This is a genomic window from Macromonas nakdongensis (assembly GCF_002837145.1).
GTDB lineage: Bacteria > Pseudomonadota > Gammaproteobacteria > Burkholderiales > Burkholderiaceae_C > Macromonas_B > Macromonas_B nakdongensis.
The window spans coordinates 12,617-28,524 of the sequence record NZ_NWMV01000052.1 but is presented as its reverse complement, the minus strand read 5'-3'; the positions used below and the strand labels follow the sequence as shown (position 1 = coordinate 28,524).

General features: G+C 67.8%; 14 protein-coding genes. 12 read left to right on the top strand and 2 right to left on the bottom strand.

Translation table 11 applies throughout. The features are described from left to right. Positions 1-27: 27 nt before the first annotated feature. On the bottom strand, positions 28-495 hold the full coding sequence (locus CON77_RS08100; protein WP_101048660.1) for a CreA family protein: 468 nt from the start codon (positions 493-495) through the stop codon (positions 28-30). Positions 496-577: 82 nt separating this feature from the next. Here CON77_RS08100 and CON77_RS08095 point away from each other — a divergent pair, with 82 nt between their 5' ends. Then, positions 578-1,477 (top strand): DUF808 domain-containing protein, encoded by a 900-nt coding sequence (locus CON77_RS08095; protein ID WP_101048659.1) that lies wholly within the window; start codon positions 578-580, stop codon positions 1,475-1,477. Between the two features lie 95 nt (positions 1,478-1,572). Here CON77_RS08095 and CON77_RS08090 read toward each other — a convergent pair whose 3' ends face one another. Next, positions 1,573-2,220 (bottom strand): GntR family transcriptional regulator, encoded by a 648-nt coding sequence (locus CON77_RS08090; protein WP_101048658.1) that lies wholly within the window; start codon positions 2,218-2,220, stop codon positions 1,573-1,575. Between the two features lie 108 nt (positions 2,221-2,328). Between CON77_RS08090 and scpA the strand changes: the two genes are divergently transcribed. From scpA to CON77_RS08035, 11 genes are read left to right on the top strand one after another with little or no spacing between them, the layout of a single operon-like run. Then, the gene (gene scpA, locus CON77_RS08085) at positions 2,329-4,476 is read left to right on the top strand and encodes a methylmalonyl-CoA mutase (RefSeq protein ID WP_101048657.1); all 2,148 of its coding nucleotides are present in this window, start codon (positions 2,329-2,331) and stop codon (positions 4,474-4,476) included. Beyond that, entirely contained in the window at positions 4,473-5,528 is a 1,056-nt protein-coding gene (gene meaB, locus CON77_RS08080) for a methylmalonyl Co-A mutase-associated GTPase MeaB (RefSeq protein WP_198552311.1), read from the top strand. The genes scpA and meaB overlap by 4 nt, the downstream gene beginning before the upstream one ends. Then, positions 5,522-6,310 carry a BUD32 family EKC/KEOPS complex subunit gene (locus CON77_RS08075; RefSeq protein WP_101048655.1) on the top strand — a complete coding sequence of 263 codons (789 nt, stop codon included), beginning with the start codon at positions 5,522-5,524 and terminating at the stop codon, positions 6,308-6,310. The genes meaB and CON77_RS08075 overlap by 7 nt, the downstream gene beginning before the upstream one ends. 9 nt (positions 6,311-6,319) lie before the next feature. After that, positions 6,320-7,852, top strand: a complete 1,533-nt coding sequence (locus CON77_RS08070; protein ID WP_101048654.1) for an acyl-CoA carboxylase subunit beta — start codon at positions 6,320-6,322, stop codon at positions 7,850-7,852. A gap of 22 nt (positions 7,853-7,874) precedes the next feature. Beyond that, positions 7,875-9,926, top strand: coding sequence for an acetyl-CoA carboxylase biotin carboxylase subunit (gene accC / locus CON77_RS08065; protein ID WP_101048653.1), 2,052 nt, complete (start codon positions 7,875-7,877; stop codon positions 9,924-9,926). Further along, positions 9,923-10,387 carry a VOC family protein gene (locus CON77_RS08060; RefSeq protein WP_101048652.1) on the top strand — a complete coding sequence of 155 codons (465 nt, stop codon included), beginning with the start codon at positions 9,923-9,925 and terminating at the stop codon, positions 10,385-10,387. Before accC ends, CON77_RS08060 begins: the two co-directional genes overlap by 4 nt. 1 nt (position 10,388) lies before the next feature. Next, a complete protein-coding gene (bioA, locus tag CON77_RS08055; protein ID WP_101048651.1) occupies positions 10,389-11,753 on the top strand; it encodes an adenosylmethionine--8-amino-7-oxononanoate transaminase in 1,365 nt (454 codons plus the stop codon). Next, positions 11,719-12,921: an 8-amino-7-oxononanoate synthase gene (gene bioF, locus CON77_RS08050; protein WP_101048650.1), complete on the top strand. Its 1,203-nt coding sequence runs from the start codon at positions 11,719-11,721 to the stop codon at positions 12,919-12,921. Before bioA ends, bioF begins: the two co-directional genes overlap by 35 nt. Next, the gene (bioD, locus tag CON77_RS08045; RefSeq protein ID WP_101048649.1) at positions 12,918-13,652 is read left to right on the top strand and encodes a dethiobiotin synthase; all 735 of its coding nucleotides are present in this window, start codon (positions 12,918-12,920) and stop codon (positions 13,650-13,652) included. Before bioF ends, bioD begins: the two co-directional genes overlap by 4 nt. Beyond that, positions 13,649-14,674 (top strand): biotin synthase BioB, encoded by a 1,026-nt coding sequence (bioB, locus tag CON77_RS08040; protein WP_101048648.1) that lies wholly within the window; start codon positions 13,649-13,651, stop codon positions 14,672-14,674. The genes bioD and bioB overlap by 4 nt, the downstream gene beginning before the upstream one ends. Next, entirely contained in the window at positions 14,671-15,906 is a 1,236-nt protein-coding gene (locus CON77_RS08035; protein WP_101048647.1) for a cytochrome P450, read from the top strand. Before bioB ends, CON77_RS08035 begins: the two co-directional genes overlap by 4 nt. Positions 15,907-15,908 lie beyond the last annotated feature (2 nt).

Sequence of the window (15,908 nt, the reverse complement as noted above, 5' to 3'; positions counted from 1 at the left end):
GTGTGAGCGAGCGCGCCGGGCGCTGGCTCAGCGCCACGCCATCACCGGCACCGTCGAAATGCTGTTGGCCGGGGCCCCCTCGATCAAACGGCGGCTGATGCCCAGGTAGACCAGGGTGCGGTGCTGCGCGTCCCAGAGGCGCACCACGCGGGTTTCCTTGAACAGCAGAGAGGTGTCCTCGCTGAAAACGACCTCGTCTTTCGGCAGTTTCGGGGGCAGGGTGATGGGGCCGGTCTGGCGGCAGGCCAGCGAAAACTGGCTCGGGTCCTCGGCCAGGCCCAGGCTGCCCTTGACGCCCCCGGTGCGGGCCTGGCTGACGTGGCAGGTCACGCCCGGCACCTTGGGGTCGGGGAAGGCTTCCACGCAGATCCGGTGGTTCGCCCCGATGAGTTTCCAAGCCGTGGTCACGCAACCGACGGTGTCGGCCAGTGCCGCCGTGCCCGATGCACAAAAACCGCTCAGTGCCACGATCCAGACCGCCCATGGGTGTTTCATGCTCCTATCATAGGCGCATCTTGCGCTGGGCAGCCCGGCCCCGCGTCTGCCCGTCCCACTGGTTTTTTGAACCCACCACCGCATGGCCTCCACCCTCCTGGCGCTCCTCGACGACATCGCTTCCATCCTCGACGACGTCGCCACCATGACCAAGGTGGCCGCCCAGAAAACCGCTGGCGTGCTGGGAGACGATCTCGCCCTCAATGCGCAGCAGGTCACCGGTGTGCGGGCCGACCGGGAGCTGCCCGTGGTCTGGGCCGTGGCCCAAGGTTCGTTGCTGAACAAGGCGATTTTGGTGCCGGCCGCCCTGCTGATCAGTGGTCTGGTCCCCTGGCTCATCACGCCCTTGCTGATGCTGGGCGGGGCATTTCTGTGTTTCGAGGGCTTCGAAAAGCTCGCGCACAAATTCCTGCACCGAGAAGCCGATGCCGCCAGCCATCAGAAAACCCTGGCCGCCCTGGCCGACCCGAATGTGGACCTCGTGGCGTTTGAGCAAGACAAGATCCGGGGCGCCGTGCGCACCGACTTCATCCTGTCGGCCGAAATCGTCGTCATCACCCTCGGGACCGTCGCCACTGCGGCCTTGCCCCAGCGGGTGGCGGTGCTGGTCGGCATCTCGCTGCTCATGACCTTGGGGGTCTACGGTCTGGTGGCAGGTATCGTCAAGCTGGACGACCTGGGTTGGCACCTGCAGCGCCGCACTTCGGCCAGCAGCCGGGCCCTGGGTTCGGCCTTGCTGGCCTTGGCCCCGAAGCTGATGAGAACCCTGTCGGTGGTGGGGACCGCCGCGATGTTCATGGTGGGCGGAGGCATCCTGCTGCACGGATGGCCGGCGCTGGGCCATGCGGTGGAGGTCTGGTCCAGTGGCTGGGGCCAGGTGTTCGGCGGCTTGGCCCAAACCGCCGTGGGGGCCGCGGTGGGCGTGGCCGCCGGTGCCGTGGTGCTGGGGGTGGTCGGCGTGGTGCAGCGCTGGCGGCGTTGACGCCAGCGCCGAGGCTCACACCATGGCGTTGAACTGGGTGCCTGGTTTTGCCCTCGGTATCGGCCGCGGGAGGCCGGCCTTGAGCCCGACAGGGGTCAGACGGCGGCCTGCAAGCCGTTGCTGAAGTGGGTGCGCACCCGCTGCACCGCACGTTCGGCGTCGCGCTCCAGCACGGCGGCCAGGATGGCGCGGTGCTCTTTCAACGATTCTTCGATGCGCCCGGACTTGAACAGCGAACTGTGGCGGTTGAGCTTCATGACCTTGCGCAGATCGGCCACCATCTGCTTGCGCCAGCGGTTGCGCGCCATCTCCAGCAGTTGCAGGTGGAAGGCTTCGTTCAGTTCAAAAAAGCGTTCGCGCGATCCGGTGCCGGGCTGGGCGGCCTGTTCCAGTTCGTTGTGCAGGGTTTGCAATTGGGCCAGCTCCGCGTCGCTGGCCACGCGGCACACGGCCCCGGCCGCGTCCGCTTCGAGCAGCGACAAGAGCTCGTAAACTTCGCGCAAGTCTTGTTCGGATACTTCGGTCACGTAAGCGCCGCGCCGCACCTTCATGGTCACCAGGCCCTCGGCGGCCAGCACCTTGATGGCCTCGCGCAGGGGCGTGCGGCTGATGCCGAGCTCCTCGGCGATCTTGAGTTCGTCGATCCAGCTGCCCGGCGGCAGTTCGCGGTTGAAGATGCGTTGCCGAAGCAGTTCGGCAACTTCTTCGTACAGCGCGCGCGGGGTGAGTGAAACGGCAGACATGGGTGCTTGTTGAAACGGTGCGGCATTTTACCGCTCCTCAGGATTTTGCATCAATAATTATGAATGATGTAAAATCCCGCCGTTGTTGAACACCACAGGTAGCGTTTCATGTCGTCTGAATTCAAGCCCGCCACCCTGGCCGATTGGGAAAAAGCCGCGCAGAAGTCCATCAAGGGCGGCTCGCTCGACCAGTTGAACTGGACCACGCCGGACGGCATCGTGGTCAAGCCCCTGTACACGGCCGAGGACGTGAAGGACCTGCCGTACACCAACACGCTGCCCGGTTTCGAACCCTTCTTGCGTGGCCCGCAGGCCACCATGTACGCGGTGCGCCCCTGGACCATCCGCCAGTACGCCGGCTTCTCCACCGCCGAAGAGTCCAACGCCTTCTACCGCAAGGCGCTGGCCGCCGGCGGGCAGGGCGTGTCGGTGGCCTTCGACCTGGCCACCCACCGCGGCTACGACTCCGACCACCCGCGAGTGACCGGTGACGTGGGCAAGGCCGGCGTGGCCATCGACAGCGTGGAGGACATGAAGATTCTGTTCGACGGCATTCCGTTGGACAAAGTGAGCGTGTCCATGACCATGAACGGCGCCGTGCTGCCGGTGCTGGCGGGCTACGTGGTGGCCGCCGAAGAGCAGGGCGTGAGCCAGGACCAGCTGGCCGGAACGATTCAGAACGACATTCTGAAAGAGTTCATGGTGCGCAACACCTACATCTATCCGCCGGAGCCGTCGATGAAGATCATCGGCGACATCATCGAGTACACGGCCAAGCACATGCCGAAGTTCAACTCGATTTCCATCAGCGGCTACCACATGCAGGAAGCCGGTGCCAACCAGGCGCTGGAGATGGCCTTCACCCTGGCCGACGGCAAGGAATACGTGAAGACCGCCATCGCCAAGGGCATGGACGTGGACGATTTCGCCGGCCGCCTGAGCTTCTTCTGGGCGGTGGGCATGAACTTTTACCTGGAAATCGCCAAGATGCGCGCGGCCCGCCTGCTGTGGACCCGCATCATGAAGGGCTTCAACGCCCAGAACCCCAAGAGCCTGATGCTGCGCACCCACAGCCAGACCAGCGGCTGGAGCCTGACCGAGCAGGACCCGTACAACAACGTGGTGCGCACCACCATCGAGGCCATGGCGGCGGTGTTCGGCGGCACCCAGTCGCTGCACACCAACTCGCTGGACGAAGCCATCGCGCTGCCCACCGAGTTCAGCGCCCGCATCGCGCGCAACACGCAGCTCATCATCCAGGAAGAGACCCACATCACCAACGTGGTGGACCCCTGGGCCGGTTCCTACCTGATGGAGTCGCTGACCCAGCAGATGGCCGACGAAGCCTGGAAGATCATCGAAGAGGTTGATGCCATGGGCGGCATGACCAAGGCGGTGGATTCCGGCTGGGCCAAGCTGAAAATTGAAGCCGCCGCGGCCGAGAAGCAGGCCCGCATCGACTCCGGCAAGGACGTGATCGTCGGCGTCAACAAGTACAAGCTGGCCAAGGAAGACCCGATTGAGATCCTGGACGTGGACAACGTCAAGGTGCGCGACGGCCAGATCGCCCGCCTGCAGGCCATCAAGGCCCGCCGCGACAACACCAAGGTCCAGGCTGCGCTGGACGCGCTGACCGCGGCCGCCGAGTCCGGCCAGGGCAACCTGCTGGACCTGTCCATCCAGGCCATCCGCCTGCGCGCCACCGTCGGCGAGGTGTCCGACGCGCTGGAAAAGGTCTTTGGGCGCCACCGCGCCGACACGCAAAAGGTGACCGGGGTGTACGCCGCGGCTTACGATTCCGCCGAAGGCTGGGAAAAGCTGAAGGAAGAAATCGCCGCCTTCGCCGACGAGCAGGGCCGCCGCCCGCGCGTGATGATCGCCAAGCTGGGCCAGGACGGCCACGACCGCGGTGCCAAGGTGGTGGCCACCGCCTTCGCCGACCTGGGTTACGACGTGGACATGGGCCCGCTGTTCCAGACCCCGGAAGAGTGCGCCCGCCAGGCGATCGAGAACGACGTGCACGCCGTGGGTGTGTCCACCCTGGCCGCCGGCCACAAGACGCTGGTGCCGGCCATCATCGCCGAGCTGAAAAAGCAGGGCGCCGACGACATCATCGTCTTCGTGGGCGGCGTGATTCCGCGCCAGGACTACGACATGCTGTACGAGGCCGGCGTCAAGGGCGTGTACGGCCCGGGCACCCCGATTCCCGCCAGCGCCAAAGACGTGCTGGAGCAGATCAAAAAGGCCATCGCTTGACCCCTCAGGCTTTGCTCGAAGGCATCGTCCGCGGCGGTGCCGCGGTGCAGCGGCGCGCCATGGCCAAGGCCATCACGCTGCTCGAATCCACCCGCGCCGACCACCGCGCGCAGGCCGATGCGCTGCTGACCGCGCTGCTGCCGCACACCGGACGCGCGCTGCGGCTGGGCATCAGCGGCGTGCCGGGCGTGGGCAAATCGACCTTCATCGAGGCGCTGGGCCTGTACCTTATCGGGCAAGGCCACCGCGTGGCGGTGCTGGCGGTGGACCCGTCCAGCAGCGTCTCGGGCGGCTCCATTCTGGGCGACAAGACCCGCATGGAGCACCTGAGCGTGCACGAGCGCGCCTACATCCGCCCCAGCCCCAGCAGCGGCACCCTGGGCGGCGTGGCCGAAAAAACCCGCGAGGCCATGTTGGTCTGCGAAGCGGCGGGTTACGACGTGGTCATCGTGGAAACGGTGGGCGTGGGCCAGTCCGAAACCGCGGTGGCCAACATGACCGACATGTTCTGCTTGCTGCAACTGCCCAATGCCGGCGACGAGTTGCAGGCGATCAAGAAGGGCGTGATGGAACTGGCCGACCTGGTGGTCATCAACAAGGCCGACATCGACCCCCACGCCGCCACCCGCGCGCAGGCGCAGATCCAGTCCTCGCTGCGGCTGCTGGGCCAGCACGGCAACCCCGAGCACGCCCACCACGACGAGGCGCTGTGGCACCCGACCGTGGTGCAGATCAGCGCGCTCAACAACCGGGGCGTGGACGGCTTCTGGGCCCAGGTCAGCGAATTCCGTCGCCTGCAAGGCGCCAACGGCCGTTTCGACGCCAAGCGACAGCGCCAGGCCCAGGCCTGGATGTGGGAGCGCATCGACGCCGGCCTGCGCGACGCCTTCCGCCAGCACCCCAGCATCCTGGCCCGCCTGCCGGCCCTGTCGGCGGACGTGCTGGCCGGGCGTGTGGTGGCCTCCACGGCCGCGCGCGAACTGCTCAACGCCTTTCTGCCCGCCGTGACGCACCTGCGCCCGCCCGAGGCACTGGAGGCGCGTCCGTGCTGAGCGCCGCGTCCTTGCACACCATCGAAACCTCGCAAGGCTGGCGCCAGCACCGGGTCGAGATGTTCGAACTCCCCGAGGGGCGGGTGGTGGTCAAGGGCCAGCGACCGGCGCGCGGGCCGTGGCGTTTCCGGCTGTTGTCGGCGCTGTCGCGTTGCACCCGCAACCCCTTGCTGCGCCCCGTGCCCGCCCGTGGCGGTGCCGCCGCGCAGGCGACCGAGGTGCGCCGCCTGCGGGCCTTGGCCGCTGCCGGCGTGCCGGTGCCCGAGGTGTTGCACCACGCCGACCAGTTCATCGTGCTGCGCCGTGTCGAGGGCGATGCGCTGCAGCAGCATTTTCTGGCCGATCCGGCCACGGCCCTGTCGGCCTTTCGCCAGGGGCTGGAGGGCCTGCTCGACCTGCACGGCCGCGGCCAGTACCTGAGCCAGGCCTTTGCCCGCAACATCCTGGTCAGCCAGGGCCAGCTCTGGTACATCGACTTCGAGGACGACCCCCTGGAAGCGATGCCCCTGCCTACGGCACAGGCGCGCGACCTGATGGCCTACATGCTGTCCGCGGTTTGGGTGCACAGCGCCCCGCGGGCCGAACTGATGACCGTCTGGTCCGCTGTGGCCGCCCGTGTGGCGCCCCCTGTGCTGCAACAGGTGCACCAGGCCGCCCGCGGGCTGGCCTGGCTGCGCCATCTGCCGCGTGAACGCAAGCCGTGGGGACGCGACGTCGTCACCGTCCAGGCCCTGGCCGAATTCATGCACCACTGGAACACTTTCGAACCCGCCCTTTCCTAGGAGCTTTTCATGCAAGAAATCCTCGAACAACTCGAACAGAAGCGCGCCGCCGCCCGACTGGGTGGCGGACAGAAGCGCATCGACGCCCAGCACAAGAAGGGCAAGCTCACCGCCCGCGAGCGCATCGAAGTGCTGCTGGACGAAGGCACCTTCGAAGAGTGGGACATGTTCGTCGAACACCGCTGCACCGACTTCGGCATGCAGGACCAAAAGATTCCCGGTGACGGCGTGGTCACCGGCTACGGCATGATCAACGGCCGCCTGGTGTTCGTGTTCAGCCAGGACTTCACCGTCTTCGGTGGCGCGCTGTCCGAAGCGCACGCCGAGAAGATCTGCAAGATCATGGACCAGGCCATGAAGGTCGGCGCGCCGGTGATCGGCCTGAACGACTCGGGCGGGGCTCGCATCCAGGAAGGCGTGGCCTCGCTCGGCGGTTACGCCGAGGTGTTCCAGCGCAACGTCATGGCCAGCGGCGTGATCCCGCAGATCAGCATGATCATGGGTCCGTCGGCCGGTGGTGCGGTGTATTCGCCCGCCATGACCGACTTCATCTTCATGGTCAAGGACTCGTCCTACATGTTCGTGACCGGCCCCGAAGTGGTGAAGACGGTGACGCACGAAGAAGTGACCGCCGAGGAACTGGGCGGCGCCGTGACCCACACCAGCAAGAGCGGTGTGGCCGACCTCGCCTTCGAGAACGACGTGGAAGCGCTGCTGATGCTGCGCCGCCTGTACAACTACCTGCCGCTGAACAACCGCGAAAAAGCGCCGGTGCGCCCCAGCGGTGACCCGATCGACCGCCTCGAGATGAGCCTGGACACCCTGGTGCCGGACAACCCGAACAAGGCCTACGACATGAAGGAGCTGATCCTCAAGACGGTCGACGACGGCGACTTCTTCGAAATCCAGCCCGACTACGCGGCCAACATCATCGTCGGGTTTGCCCGCATGGACGGCCAGACCGTGGGCATCGTCGCCAACCAGCCGCTGGTGCTGGCCGGCTGCCTGGACATCAAGTCGTCCATCAAGGCCGCGCGCTTCGTGCGCTTCTGCGACGCGTTCAACATCCCCGTCATCACCTTCGTGGACGTGCCCGGCTTCATGCCCGGCACCAGCCAGGAATACGGCGGCATCATCAAGCACGGCGCCAAGCTGCTCTACGCGTATGCCGAGTGCACGGTGCCGAAAATCACCGTCATCACCCGCAAAGCCTACGGCGGCGCCTACGACGTGATGGCCTCCAAGCACCTGCGCGGCGACGTGAACTTCGCCTGGCCCAACGCCGAGATCGCGGTGATGGGTGCCAAGGGCGCGGTGGAAATCATCTTCCGCGAAGACAAGAACGACCCGGAAAAGCTGGCCGCCCGCGAGGCCGAGTACAAGGCCAACTTCGCCAACCCCTTTGTGGCGGCCAAGCGCGGCTACATCGACGACGTGATCATGCCGCACAACACCCGCAAGCGCATCTGCCGCTCGCTGGTGATGCTCAAGGACAAGAAGATCGAAAACCCGTGGCGCAAGCACGGCAACATCCCTCTGTAATCCGCGCCCCAGGAGTCCCCACATGTTCAAGAAAATTCTGATTGCCAACCGGGGCGAGATCGCCTGCCGCGTCATCGCCACCGCCAAGAAAATGGGCATCGCCACCGTGGCGGTGTACTCCGAGGCCGACAAGGAGGCGCGCCACGTGCGCCTGGCCGACGAGGCCGTGCTGCTGGGCCCGGCGCCGTCGCGCGAGTCCTACCTGGTGGCCGAAAAGATCATCGCGGCGGCCAAGCAGACCGGCGCCGAAGCCATCCACCCCGGCTACGGCTTCCTGAGCGAAAACGAGGCCTTTGCCCAGCGCTGCGAAGACGAAGGCATCGCCTTCATCGGCCCCAAGGCGCACAGCATCGCGGCCATGGGCGACAAGATCGCCTCCAAGAAGCTGGCCAACGAAGCCCAGGTCAACACCATTCCGGGCTACAACGACCCGATCGCCAACGCCGAAGCCGCGGTGGAAATCGCCAAGGGCATTGGCTACCCCGTCATGATCAAGGCCTCGGCCGGCGGCGGCGGCAAGGGCCTGCGCGTGGCCTTCAACGACAAGGAAGCACTGGAAGGCTTCACCGCCTGCCAGAACGAAGCCCGCAACAGCTTCGGTGACGACCGCATCTTCATCGAGAAGTTCGTCGAGCAGCCGCGCCACATCGAGATCCAGATCCTGGGCGACAGCCACGGCAACGTGCTGTACCTGAACGAGCGCGAATGCTCGATCCAGCGCCGCCACCAGAAGGTGATCGAAGAAGCGCCGTCGCCCTTCATTTCCGACGAAACGCGCAAAGCCATGGGCGAGCAGGCCGTGGCCCTGGCCAAGGCGGTGAAATACCAGTCCGCCGGCACGGTGGAGTTCGTGGTGGGCAAAAACCAGGACTTCTACTTCCTGGAAATGAACACCCGCCTGCAGGTGGAGCACCCGGTGACGGAGTGCATCACCGGCCTGGACCTGGTGGAGCAGATGATCCGCGTGGCCGCCGGCGAAAAGCTGGCCTTCACCCAGGCCGACGTCAAGCGCGACGGCTGGGCCATCGAGTGCCGCATCAACGCCGAAGACCCGTTCCGCAACTTCCTGCCGTCCACCGGCCGCCTGGTGCGCTTCGACCCGCCGCAGGAAACCATGTGGCAGGCCGACATCGGCCACAAGTACGGCGTGCGCGTGGACACCGGCGTGTTCGAAGGCGGCGAGATCCCGATGTTCTACGACTCGATGATCGCCAAGCTCATCGTGCACGGCAAGGACCGCAACGACGCGATTGCCAAGATGCGTGAAGCCCTGAACGGTTTCGTCATCCGCGGCATCAACAGCAACATCCCCTTCCAGGCGGCGCTGCTGGCCCACCCCGACTTTGTGTCGGGCAATTTCAACACCGGCTTCATCGCGCACCACTACGCGGGCGGTTTCCGCGCCGAGGACGTGCCGCACGACGACCAGGACTTCTTGGTGGCCCTGGCCGCTTTCGTGCGCCGCAAGTCGCGCGAGCGCGCCACCGGCCTGAGCGGCCAGTTGCCGGGCTACGGCGTGAAGGTGGGCAAGGACTACACTGTGATCGGCCTGGACATGGAAGGCCGCCACAGCTACGCCAACGTGCATGTGGACGAGTTCACCGGCGAAACCGGCTACGCTTCCGTCAGCGTGGGCGAGCAGCGCTACAAGATCAGTTCGCCCTCGCGCCTGAACGACATCGTCATCACCGGCGAGGTCAACGGCCAGCCCTTCACCGCGCAGGTGGAGCGTGGCTCGAAGAAGAACCCGCTGGCCCTGGTGGTGCAGCACAACGGCACCAAGCTGGAGTGCATGGTGGTGTCGCCGCGCATGGCCGAGCTGTACCGCCAGATGCCCTACAAGGCCGCGCCCGACATGAGCCAGTTCGTGCTGTCGCCCATGCCCGGCCTGTTGGTGGACGTGGCCGTCAAGCCCGGCCAGAAGGTGCAAGCCGGTGAACGCGTGGCCGTGATCGAAGCCATGAAGATGGAGAACGTGCTGTTCGCCGCCGCCGACGGCGTGGTGGCCAAGGTGCTGGCCAACAAGGGCGAGAGCCTGGTGGTGGACCAGCCCATCGTGGAGTTCGAAAAGTGAGCCAACGCCCCTTCAAGGTACTGGGCATCCAGCAGATCGCCATCGGCGGCCCGGACAAGACCCGCCTGCAGAAACTGTGGGTGGACATGCTGGGCCTCGAGGTCACCGGCACGTTCCGGAGCGAACGCGAGAACGTGGACGAAGACATCTGCGCCATGGGCACCGGCCCGTACAAGGTCGAAGTGGACCTGATGCAGCCGCTGGACCCCGAGAAAAAACCGGCGGTACACACCACGCCGCTGAACCACGTGGGCCTGTGGATCGACGACCTGCCCAAGGCGGTGGAGTGGCTCACGGCCCACGGCGTGCGTTTCGCCCCGGGCGGCATCCGCAAGGGCGCGGCCGGTTACGACATCACCTTCTTGCACCCCAAGTCCAACGACGAATTCCCGATCGCGGGCGAGGGCGTGCTGATCGAGCTGGTGCAGGCACCGCCTGAGGTGGTGGCGGCGCTGGGCTGAGATGGGGGCCAACGCCGACTGGCAGGCGCGCAGCCTGGCCAGTGTCTGGCACCCGTGCACCCAAATGCAGCGGGCGGCCGTGGTGCCGCCCCTGCCCATCGCACGGGCGCAGGGCCCCTGGTTGTACGACCACGAGGGCCGACGCTATTTCGACGCCAACAGCAGTTGGTGGGTCAACCTGTTCGGCCATGCGGACGCGGGCATCGTCGAGGCGCTCAAGGCGCAGCTCGAGACTTTGCCGCACGTCATGCTGGCCGGCTGCACCCACGCACCGGCCGTGGAGTTGGCCGAGCGCCTGAGCGCCCGCACCGGTGGCGTGCTGGGCCACGCCTTCTACGCCAGCGACGGCGCGTCGGCCGTGGAAATCGCGCTCAAGATGAGCTTCCACCACTGGCGCAACACCGGTCGGGGTGACAAGCGCGAATTCGTCTGCGTGCGCCAGGGCTACCACGGTGAAACCCTGGGGGCTTTGTCCGTCACCGACGTGCCGGTGTTCCGCGACGCCTACGACCCGCTGCTGCTGCGCGCGCACCAGGTGGCGTCGCCCGACGCGCGCCTGGTCGCGCCCGGCGAAGACGCCGAAGCCATGGCCTTGCGTGCCGCGGCGGACCTGGAAACCCTGTTGACCGAGCAGCACGGCCGCATCGCTGCCCTCATCGTGGAGCCGCTGGTGCAATGTGCCGCCGGCATGGCCATGCACCACCCCGCTTACCTGCGGCGGGTGCGCGCCCTGTGCGACCGTTTCGAGGTGCACCTCATCGCCGACGAAATCGCCGTCGGCTGCGGCCGCACCGGCACCTTCTTTGCCAGCGAGCAGGCCGGCATCTGGCCCGACTTTCTGTGCCTGTCCAAAGGCATCACCGGGGGCTTCATGCCCCTGTCGCTGGTGCTGTGCCGCGACGCCGTCTACCGCGCCTTCCTGTCCGACGACGTGGCCCGTGGCTTCCTGCACTCCCATTCCTACACCGGCAACGCGCTGGCCTGCCGGGCGGCGCTGGCCGTGCTGGACCGCTTCGAGGCCCAGGACGTGCTGGGCGACAACGCCCGCGAGGCGGCCCGGCTTGACGGCTACCTGGCACCGCTGGCCCAGGACCCACGGGTGGAGCACCTGCGCCGTTTGGGTACCATCTGGGCCTTCGATGTGCGCCCCGAACATGCCCAAGGCCGTTTCGCCGAGAACTTCCACCGGGTGGGCCGTGGCCACGAACTGCTGGTGCGCCCGATTGGGCGCACGGTCTACCTCATGCCCCCTTATGTGCTGGACGATGCCACTTCCCGCTGGCTGGCCGAGCGCCTCCTGGCCACCCTGCACGACACCCTGCAACTGAGCGATGCTGATCGAGCACATCAACCGCCGGTTGCGTGAACTGGACGCGACCGCGTCGCGCCGCCGCCTGCGCGAAACCGCCACCCCCTGCGGGCCCAACCCACGCCTGAGCGACGGCACGGACCTGCTGTCCTTCTGCAGCAACGACTACCTCGGTCTGGCCAACCACCCCCAGGTGGTGCAGGCCCTGGCCGACGGTGCGCGCCGCTGGGGCGTGGGCAGCGGAGCTTCACACCTGGTGAGCGGGCACTCGCTGGCCCACGCCGCGCTGGAGGCCCGCCTGGCCAGCTGGATGGCGCCGCACATTCCCGGGGCGCAGGCCTTGCTGTTCTGCAGTGGCTACATGGCCAACGTCGCGCTCATGACCGCGCTGGGCGATGCCCAGACCACCCTTTTTGCGGACAAGCTCAACCACGCCTCGCTGGTGGACGGCGCTTTGCTGGCCAAAGCCGCCCTGCAGCGCTACCCGCACGGCCGGCTGGACACGCTGGAGCGCCAGCTGCAGGCCTGCAGCACGCCGCTCAAATTGATCGTGACGGACGCGGTGTTCAGCATGGACGGCGACCTGGCCGACCTGCCGGCGCTGCTGCGCCTGGCCGAAGCCCACGACGCCTGGCTGGTGCTCGACGACGCCCACGGCCTGGGCGTGCTGGGGGCCCGGGGCCACGGCGCGCTCGAACATTTTGGTCTGCACAGCGAACGCCTCATTTACATGGGCACGCTGGGCAAGGCCGCCGGGGTGGCCGGTGCCGCCGTGGTGGCACACCCGACCCTGGTCGAATGGCTGGTGCAAAGCGCCCGACCCTACATCTACACCACCGCCATGCCCCCGGCACTGGCGCATGCCCTGGACCAGAGCCTGGCCTTGATCGAGGGCGAGGAGGGGCAGGCCCGGCGCCGCCACCTGCAAGGCCTGATCGCGCGTTTGCGCCAGGGCCTGGAGCGCCTCGTGGCCATGCACCCGAACCTGGCGCTGCCGCCGTCCGACACCCCCATCCAGCCCTTGCTGGTGGGCAGCAACCCGCGGGCCCTGGCCTTGGGCGCGGCCCTGCAGGCGCGTGGCCTGTGGGTGCCCGCCATCCGCCCGCCCACCGTGCCGGTGGGCACGGCGCGCTTGCGGTTCACCCTCAGCGCGGCCCACACCGAGGCCGAGGTGGACCGCCTGCTCGCGGCCCTGGGCGAGGCCTTGCAGGAGCTGCCGGCATGAACATTCCCGCGTGCTTCGTCACCGGCACCGACACCGAAGTCGGCAAAACCCGCGTCAGCGCCGGGCTGCTGCACTGGCTGGGCCAGGCCGGGCTGCGCGCCGTCGGCTACAAGCCGGTCGCCTCGGGCATGGACTGGCACGACGGCCGCTGGAGCAACGAAGACGTGCAGACCCTGCACGCCGCCAGCACCGCCGACGTGACCCTGGACGAGGTCGGGCCTTGCCAATTCCGCACCGCCTGCGCGCCGCACATCGCCGCCGAGATCGAGGGCCGCGGCATCGACCGCGCCGCCTTGCTGCAAGGCGCCCAGCACCTGGCCGGGCGCAGCGATGCGCTGGTGGTGGAGGGCGCCGGCGGCTGGTGCATCCCGCTGGGCCCGGACTGGGACAGTGCCGATCTGGTGCAAGAACTCGACCTGCCCGTGGTGCTGGTGGTGGGGCTGCGGTTGGGCTGCATCAACCACGCCCTCCTCACGGCCGAAGCCGTGCGCGCCCGGGGACTGCGCCTGGCGGGCTGGGTCGTCAACACCCTGGCCCCCGACATGCCGCACCTGGCCCGCAACCTCGACACCTTGCACCACGAATTCGAACGGCGCTTCCAAGCGCCGTGCCTCGCCGTGCTGCCCCGGCTGGACCCGCCGAGTGCGGCCAGCGTGGCGCCATTTTTCCATCCCGCCGCCGTGCGTGCCCTCTTCGGCCTGCCGCCGGCCCACTCCGATGACCTGACATGAGCACCGTCGCCTCCATTCCCCTGTCGTCCCTGCGCCGCGCCAACGTCGGCGTGCCCGAAACCCGCTGGACCGCCACTGCCGTGGCCGAGCTGTTCGAGTTGCCCTTCATGGACCTGCTGTTCCGCGCGCAGACCGTCCACCGGCAGCACTTCAACCCCAACGAGGTGCAGCTGTCGACCCTGCTGTCCATCAAGACCGGGGGTTGTGCCGAGGATTGTGGCTACTGCCCGCAGTCCTCGCATTTCGACACCGGCCTCGAAGCCAGCAAGCTCATGCCCCTGGACGAGGTGCTGGAAGCCGCCCAGGCCGCCAAGGCCCAGGGGGCGACCCGCTTCTGCATGGGCGCGGCCTGGCGCAGCCCGAAAGAGCGCGACATGGAACGCGTCTCGGCCATGATCCAGGGCGTGCGCGACCTCGGCCTGGAAACCTGCATGACCCTGGGCATGCTCGACGGCGAGCAGGCCCAGCAGCTCAAGGACGCCGGGCTGGACTACTACAACCACAACCTCGACAGCGCGCCCGACTTCTACGGCCAGATCATCTCCACCCGCACCTACCAGAACCGCCTGGACACCCTCTCCAACGTGCGCGAGGCGGGCATCAACGTCTGCTGTGGCGGCATCGTCGGCATGGGCGAATCGCGGGAGCAGCGCGCCGGCCTGATCGCGCAACTGGCCAACCTCGACCCCTACCCGGAATCCGTGCCCATCAACAACCTGGTGGCCGTGCCCGGCACCCCGCTGGCCGACGCCGAGCCCCTCGACCCATTCGAATTCGTCCGCACCATCGCCGTCGCCCGCGTCACCATGCCGACCACCATGGTGCGCTTGTCGGCCGGCCGTGAGCAGATGGACGAAGCCCTCCAAGCCTTGTGCTTTGCCGCCGGCGCCAATTCCATCTTCTACGGCGACCGCCTGCTCACCACCAGCAACCCGCAAGCCCAGCGCGACCGCCGCCTGTTTGAACGCCTGGGCCTGAGCCCCCAGGGCGACCGCCCGGCCGTGGTCGGCGAGGCCGCGTGACGGTACTCGACACGGCGCCCACCGTCACGGTGGACGCCGATTTCGGCACCGACCCGTACCCGCACTACCGCCGCTGGCGCGAAGCCGGCCCCTTGTGCTGGAGCGACGCATTTTTCGGCGGCGCCTGGCTCCTGACCCGGCACAACGAAGTCGAAGCCGCCTTGCGCGACCCACGCCTGTCCGCGCAGCGCACGGGGGGCTGGGTCATGGCCGCGGCCGGGGAGGGCGGCGACCGGGGCGAATTGCAGCCCTTCCAGCGCCTGTTTGCCCGCGCCATGCTGTTCCTGGACGCGCCCGACCACGGGCGCCTGCGCCAGGTGCTGATGCCGGCCTTCCGGCCCGACCGGCTGGCGGCCCTGCAGCCCGAGCTGGATGCCACGGTCAATGCCCTGGTGGATGGGCTAGAAGGCGAAGTTGACTTCATGGCGGCCCTGGCCCGGCCCCTGCCGGCCCGCGTCATCGGCCGCCTGATGGGCGTGGACCCGGCGCTGGACACGGCGTTCATGCGCTGGTGCGAAGACATCGCTGTGTTCATCGGAGCCACGCGCCCCGGCCACGGGCAAGTGCTGCGGGCGCAACGCAGCCTGCTGGAGATGAGCGCCTACTTCGAGCGCGAGTTGCTGCCGCAACGCCGCCGCGCGCTCGGCGGCGACCTCGTCAGCGACCTTCTGCGTGCCGAAGCCCAAGGCCAAGTCGGGGCGGGCGCGGAATTGCTGGCCCAATGCGCGATGCTGCTGTTCGCCGGCTACGAAACCACGCGCAACCTGCTGGGCAATGGGGTGTTGGCGCTGCTGTCCCACCCCGACCAGTGGCAACTGCTGTGCCAGCGGCCCGACCTCGTGCCCAACGCCGTGCGCGAATTGCTGCGCTACGACAGCCCGGTGCAATGGACCGGGCGGCGTGCCCGCCAGGACCTGGAACTGTGTGGGCAGACCGTGCGCCGTGGCGAGCTGATCCTGCCCTTGATCGGCTCGGCCAACCGCGACCCGGCCCGTCACGCCGATCCCGACGCGCTGCGGCTGGGCCGCGAGCAGCCTGGGGCCTTGTCCTTCGGCAGCGGTGCCCACGTCTGCATTGGCGCCTTCCTGACGCAGATGGAAGCCCAGGCCGTGCTGGGCGCCCTGGTGCGCCACCGACCGGGTCTGGGCCTGGCCGGGCGGCCGGTGCGCAACGGCAACCCCTTGTACCGCGGGCTGGAGAGCCTGCCCCTCTGGGCCGGCCCGCACACGTGACG

Bases quoted from the DNA above. Each gene is read 5' to 3' on its own strand.
- CON77_RS08095 (WP_101048659.1), top strand. From the start codon at position 578: ATGGCCTCCACCCTCCTGGCGCTCCTCGACGACATCGCTTCCATCCTC.
- CON77_RS08090 (WP_101048658.1), bottom strand. From the start codon at position 2,220: ATGTCTGCCGTTTCACTCACCCCGCGCGCGCTGTACGAAGAAGTTGCC.
- CON77_RS08100 (WP_101048660.1), bottom strand. From the start codon at position 495: ATGAAACACCCATGGGCGGTCTGGATCGTGGCACTGAGCGGTTTTTGT.
- bioA (WP_101048651.1), top strand. From the start codon at position 10,389: ATGGGGGCCAACGCCGACTGGCAGGCGCGCAGCCTGGCCAGTGTCTGG.
- accC (WP_101048653.1), top strand. From the start codon at position 7,875: ATGTTCAAGAAAATTCTGATTGCCAACCGGGGCGAGATCGCCTGCCGC.
- bioD (WP_101048649.1), top strand. From the start codon at position 12,918: ATGAACATTCCCGCGTGCTTCGTCACCGGCACCGACACCGAAGTCGGC.
- bioF (WP_101048650.1), top strand. From the start codon at position 11,719: ATGCTGATCGAGCACATCAACCGCCGGTTGCGTGAACTGGACGCGACC.
- scpA (WP_101048657.1), top strand. From the start codon at position 2,329: ATGTCGTCTGAATTCAAGCCCGCCACCCTGGCCGATTGGGAAAAAGCC.
- CON77_RS08070 (WP_101048654.1), top strand. From the start codon at position 6,320: ATGCAAGAAATCCTCGAACAACTCGAACAGAAGCGCGCCGCCGCCCGA.
- bioB (WP_101048648.1), top strand. From the start codon at position 13,649: ATGAGCACCGTCGCCTCCATTCCCCTGTCGTCCCTGCGCCGCGCCAAC.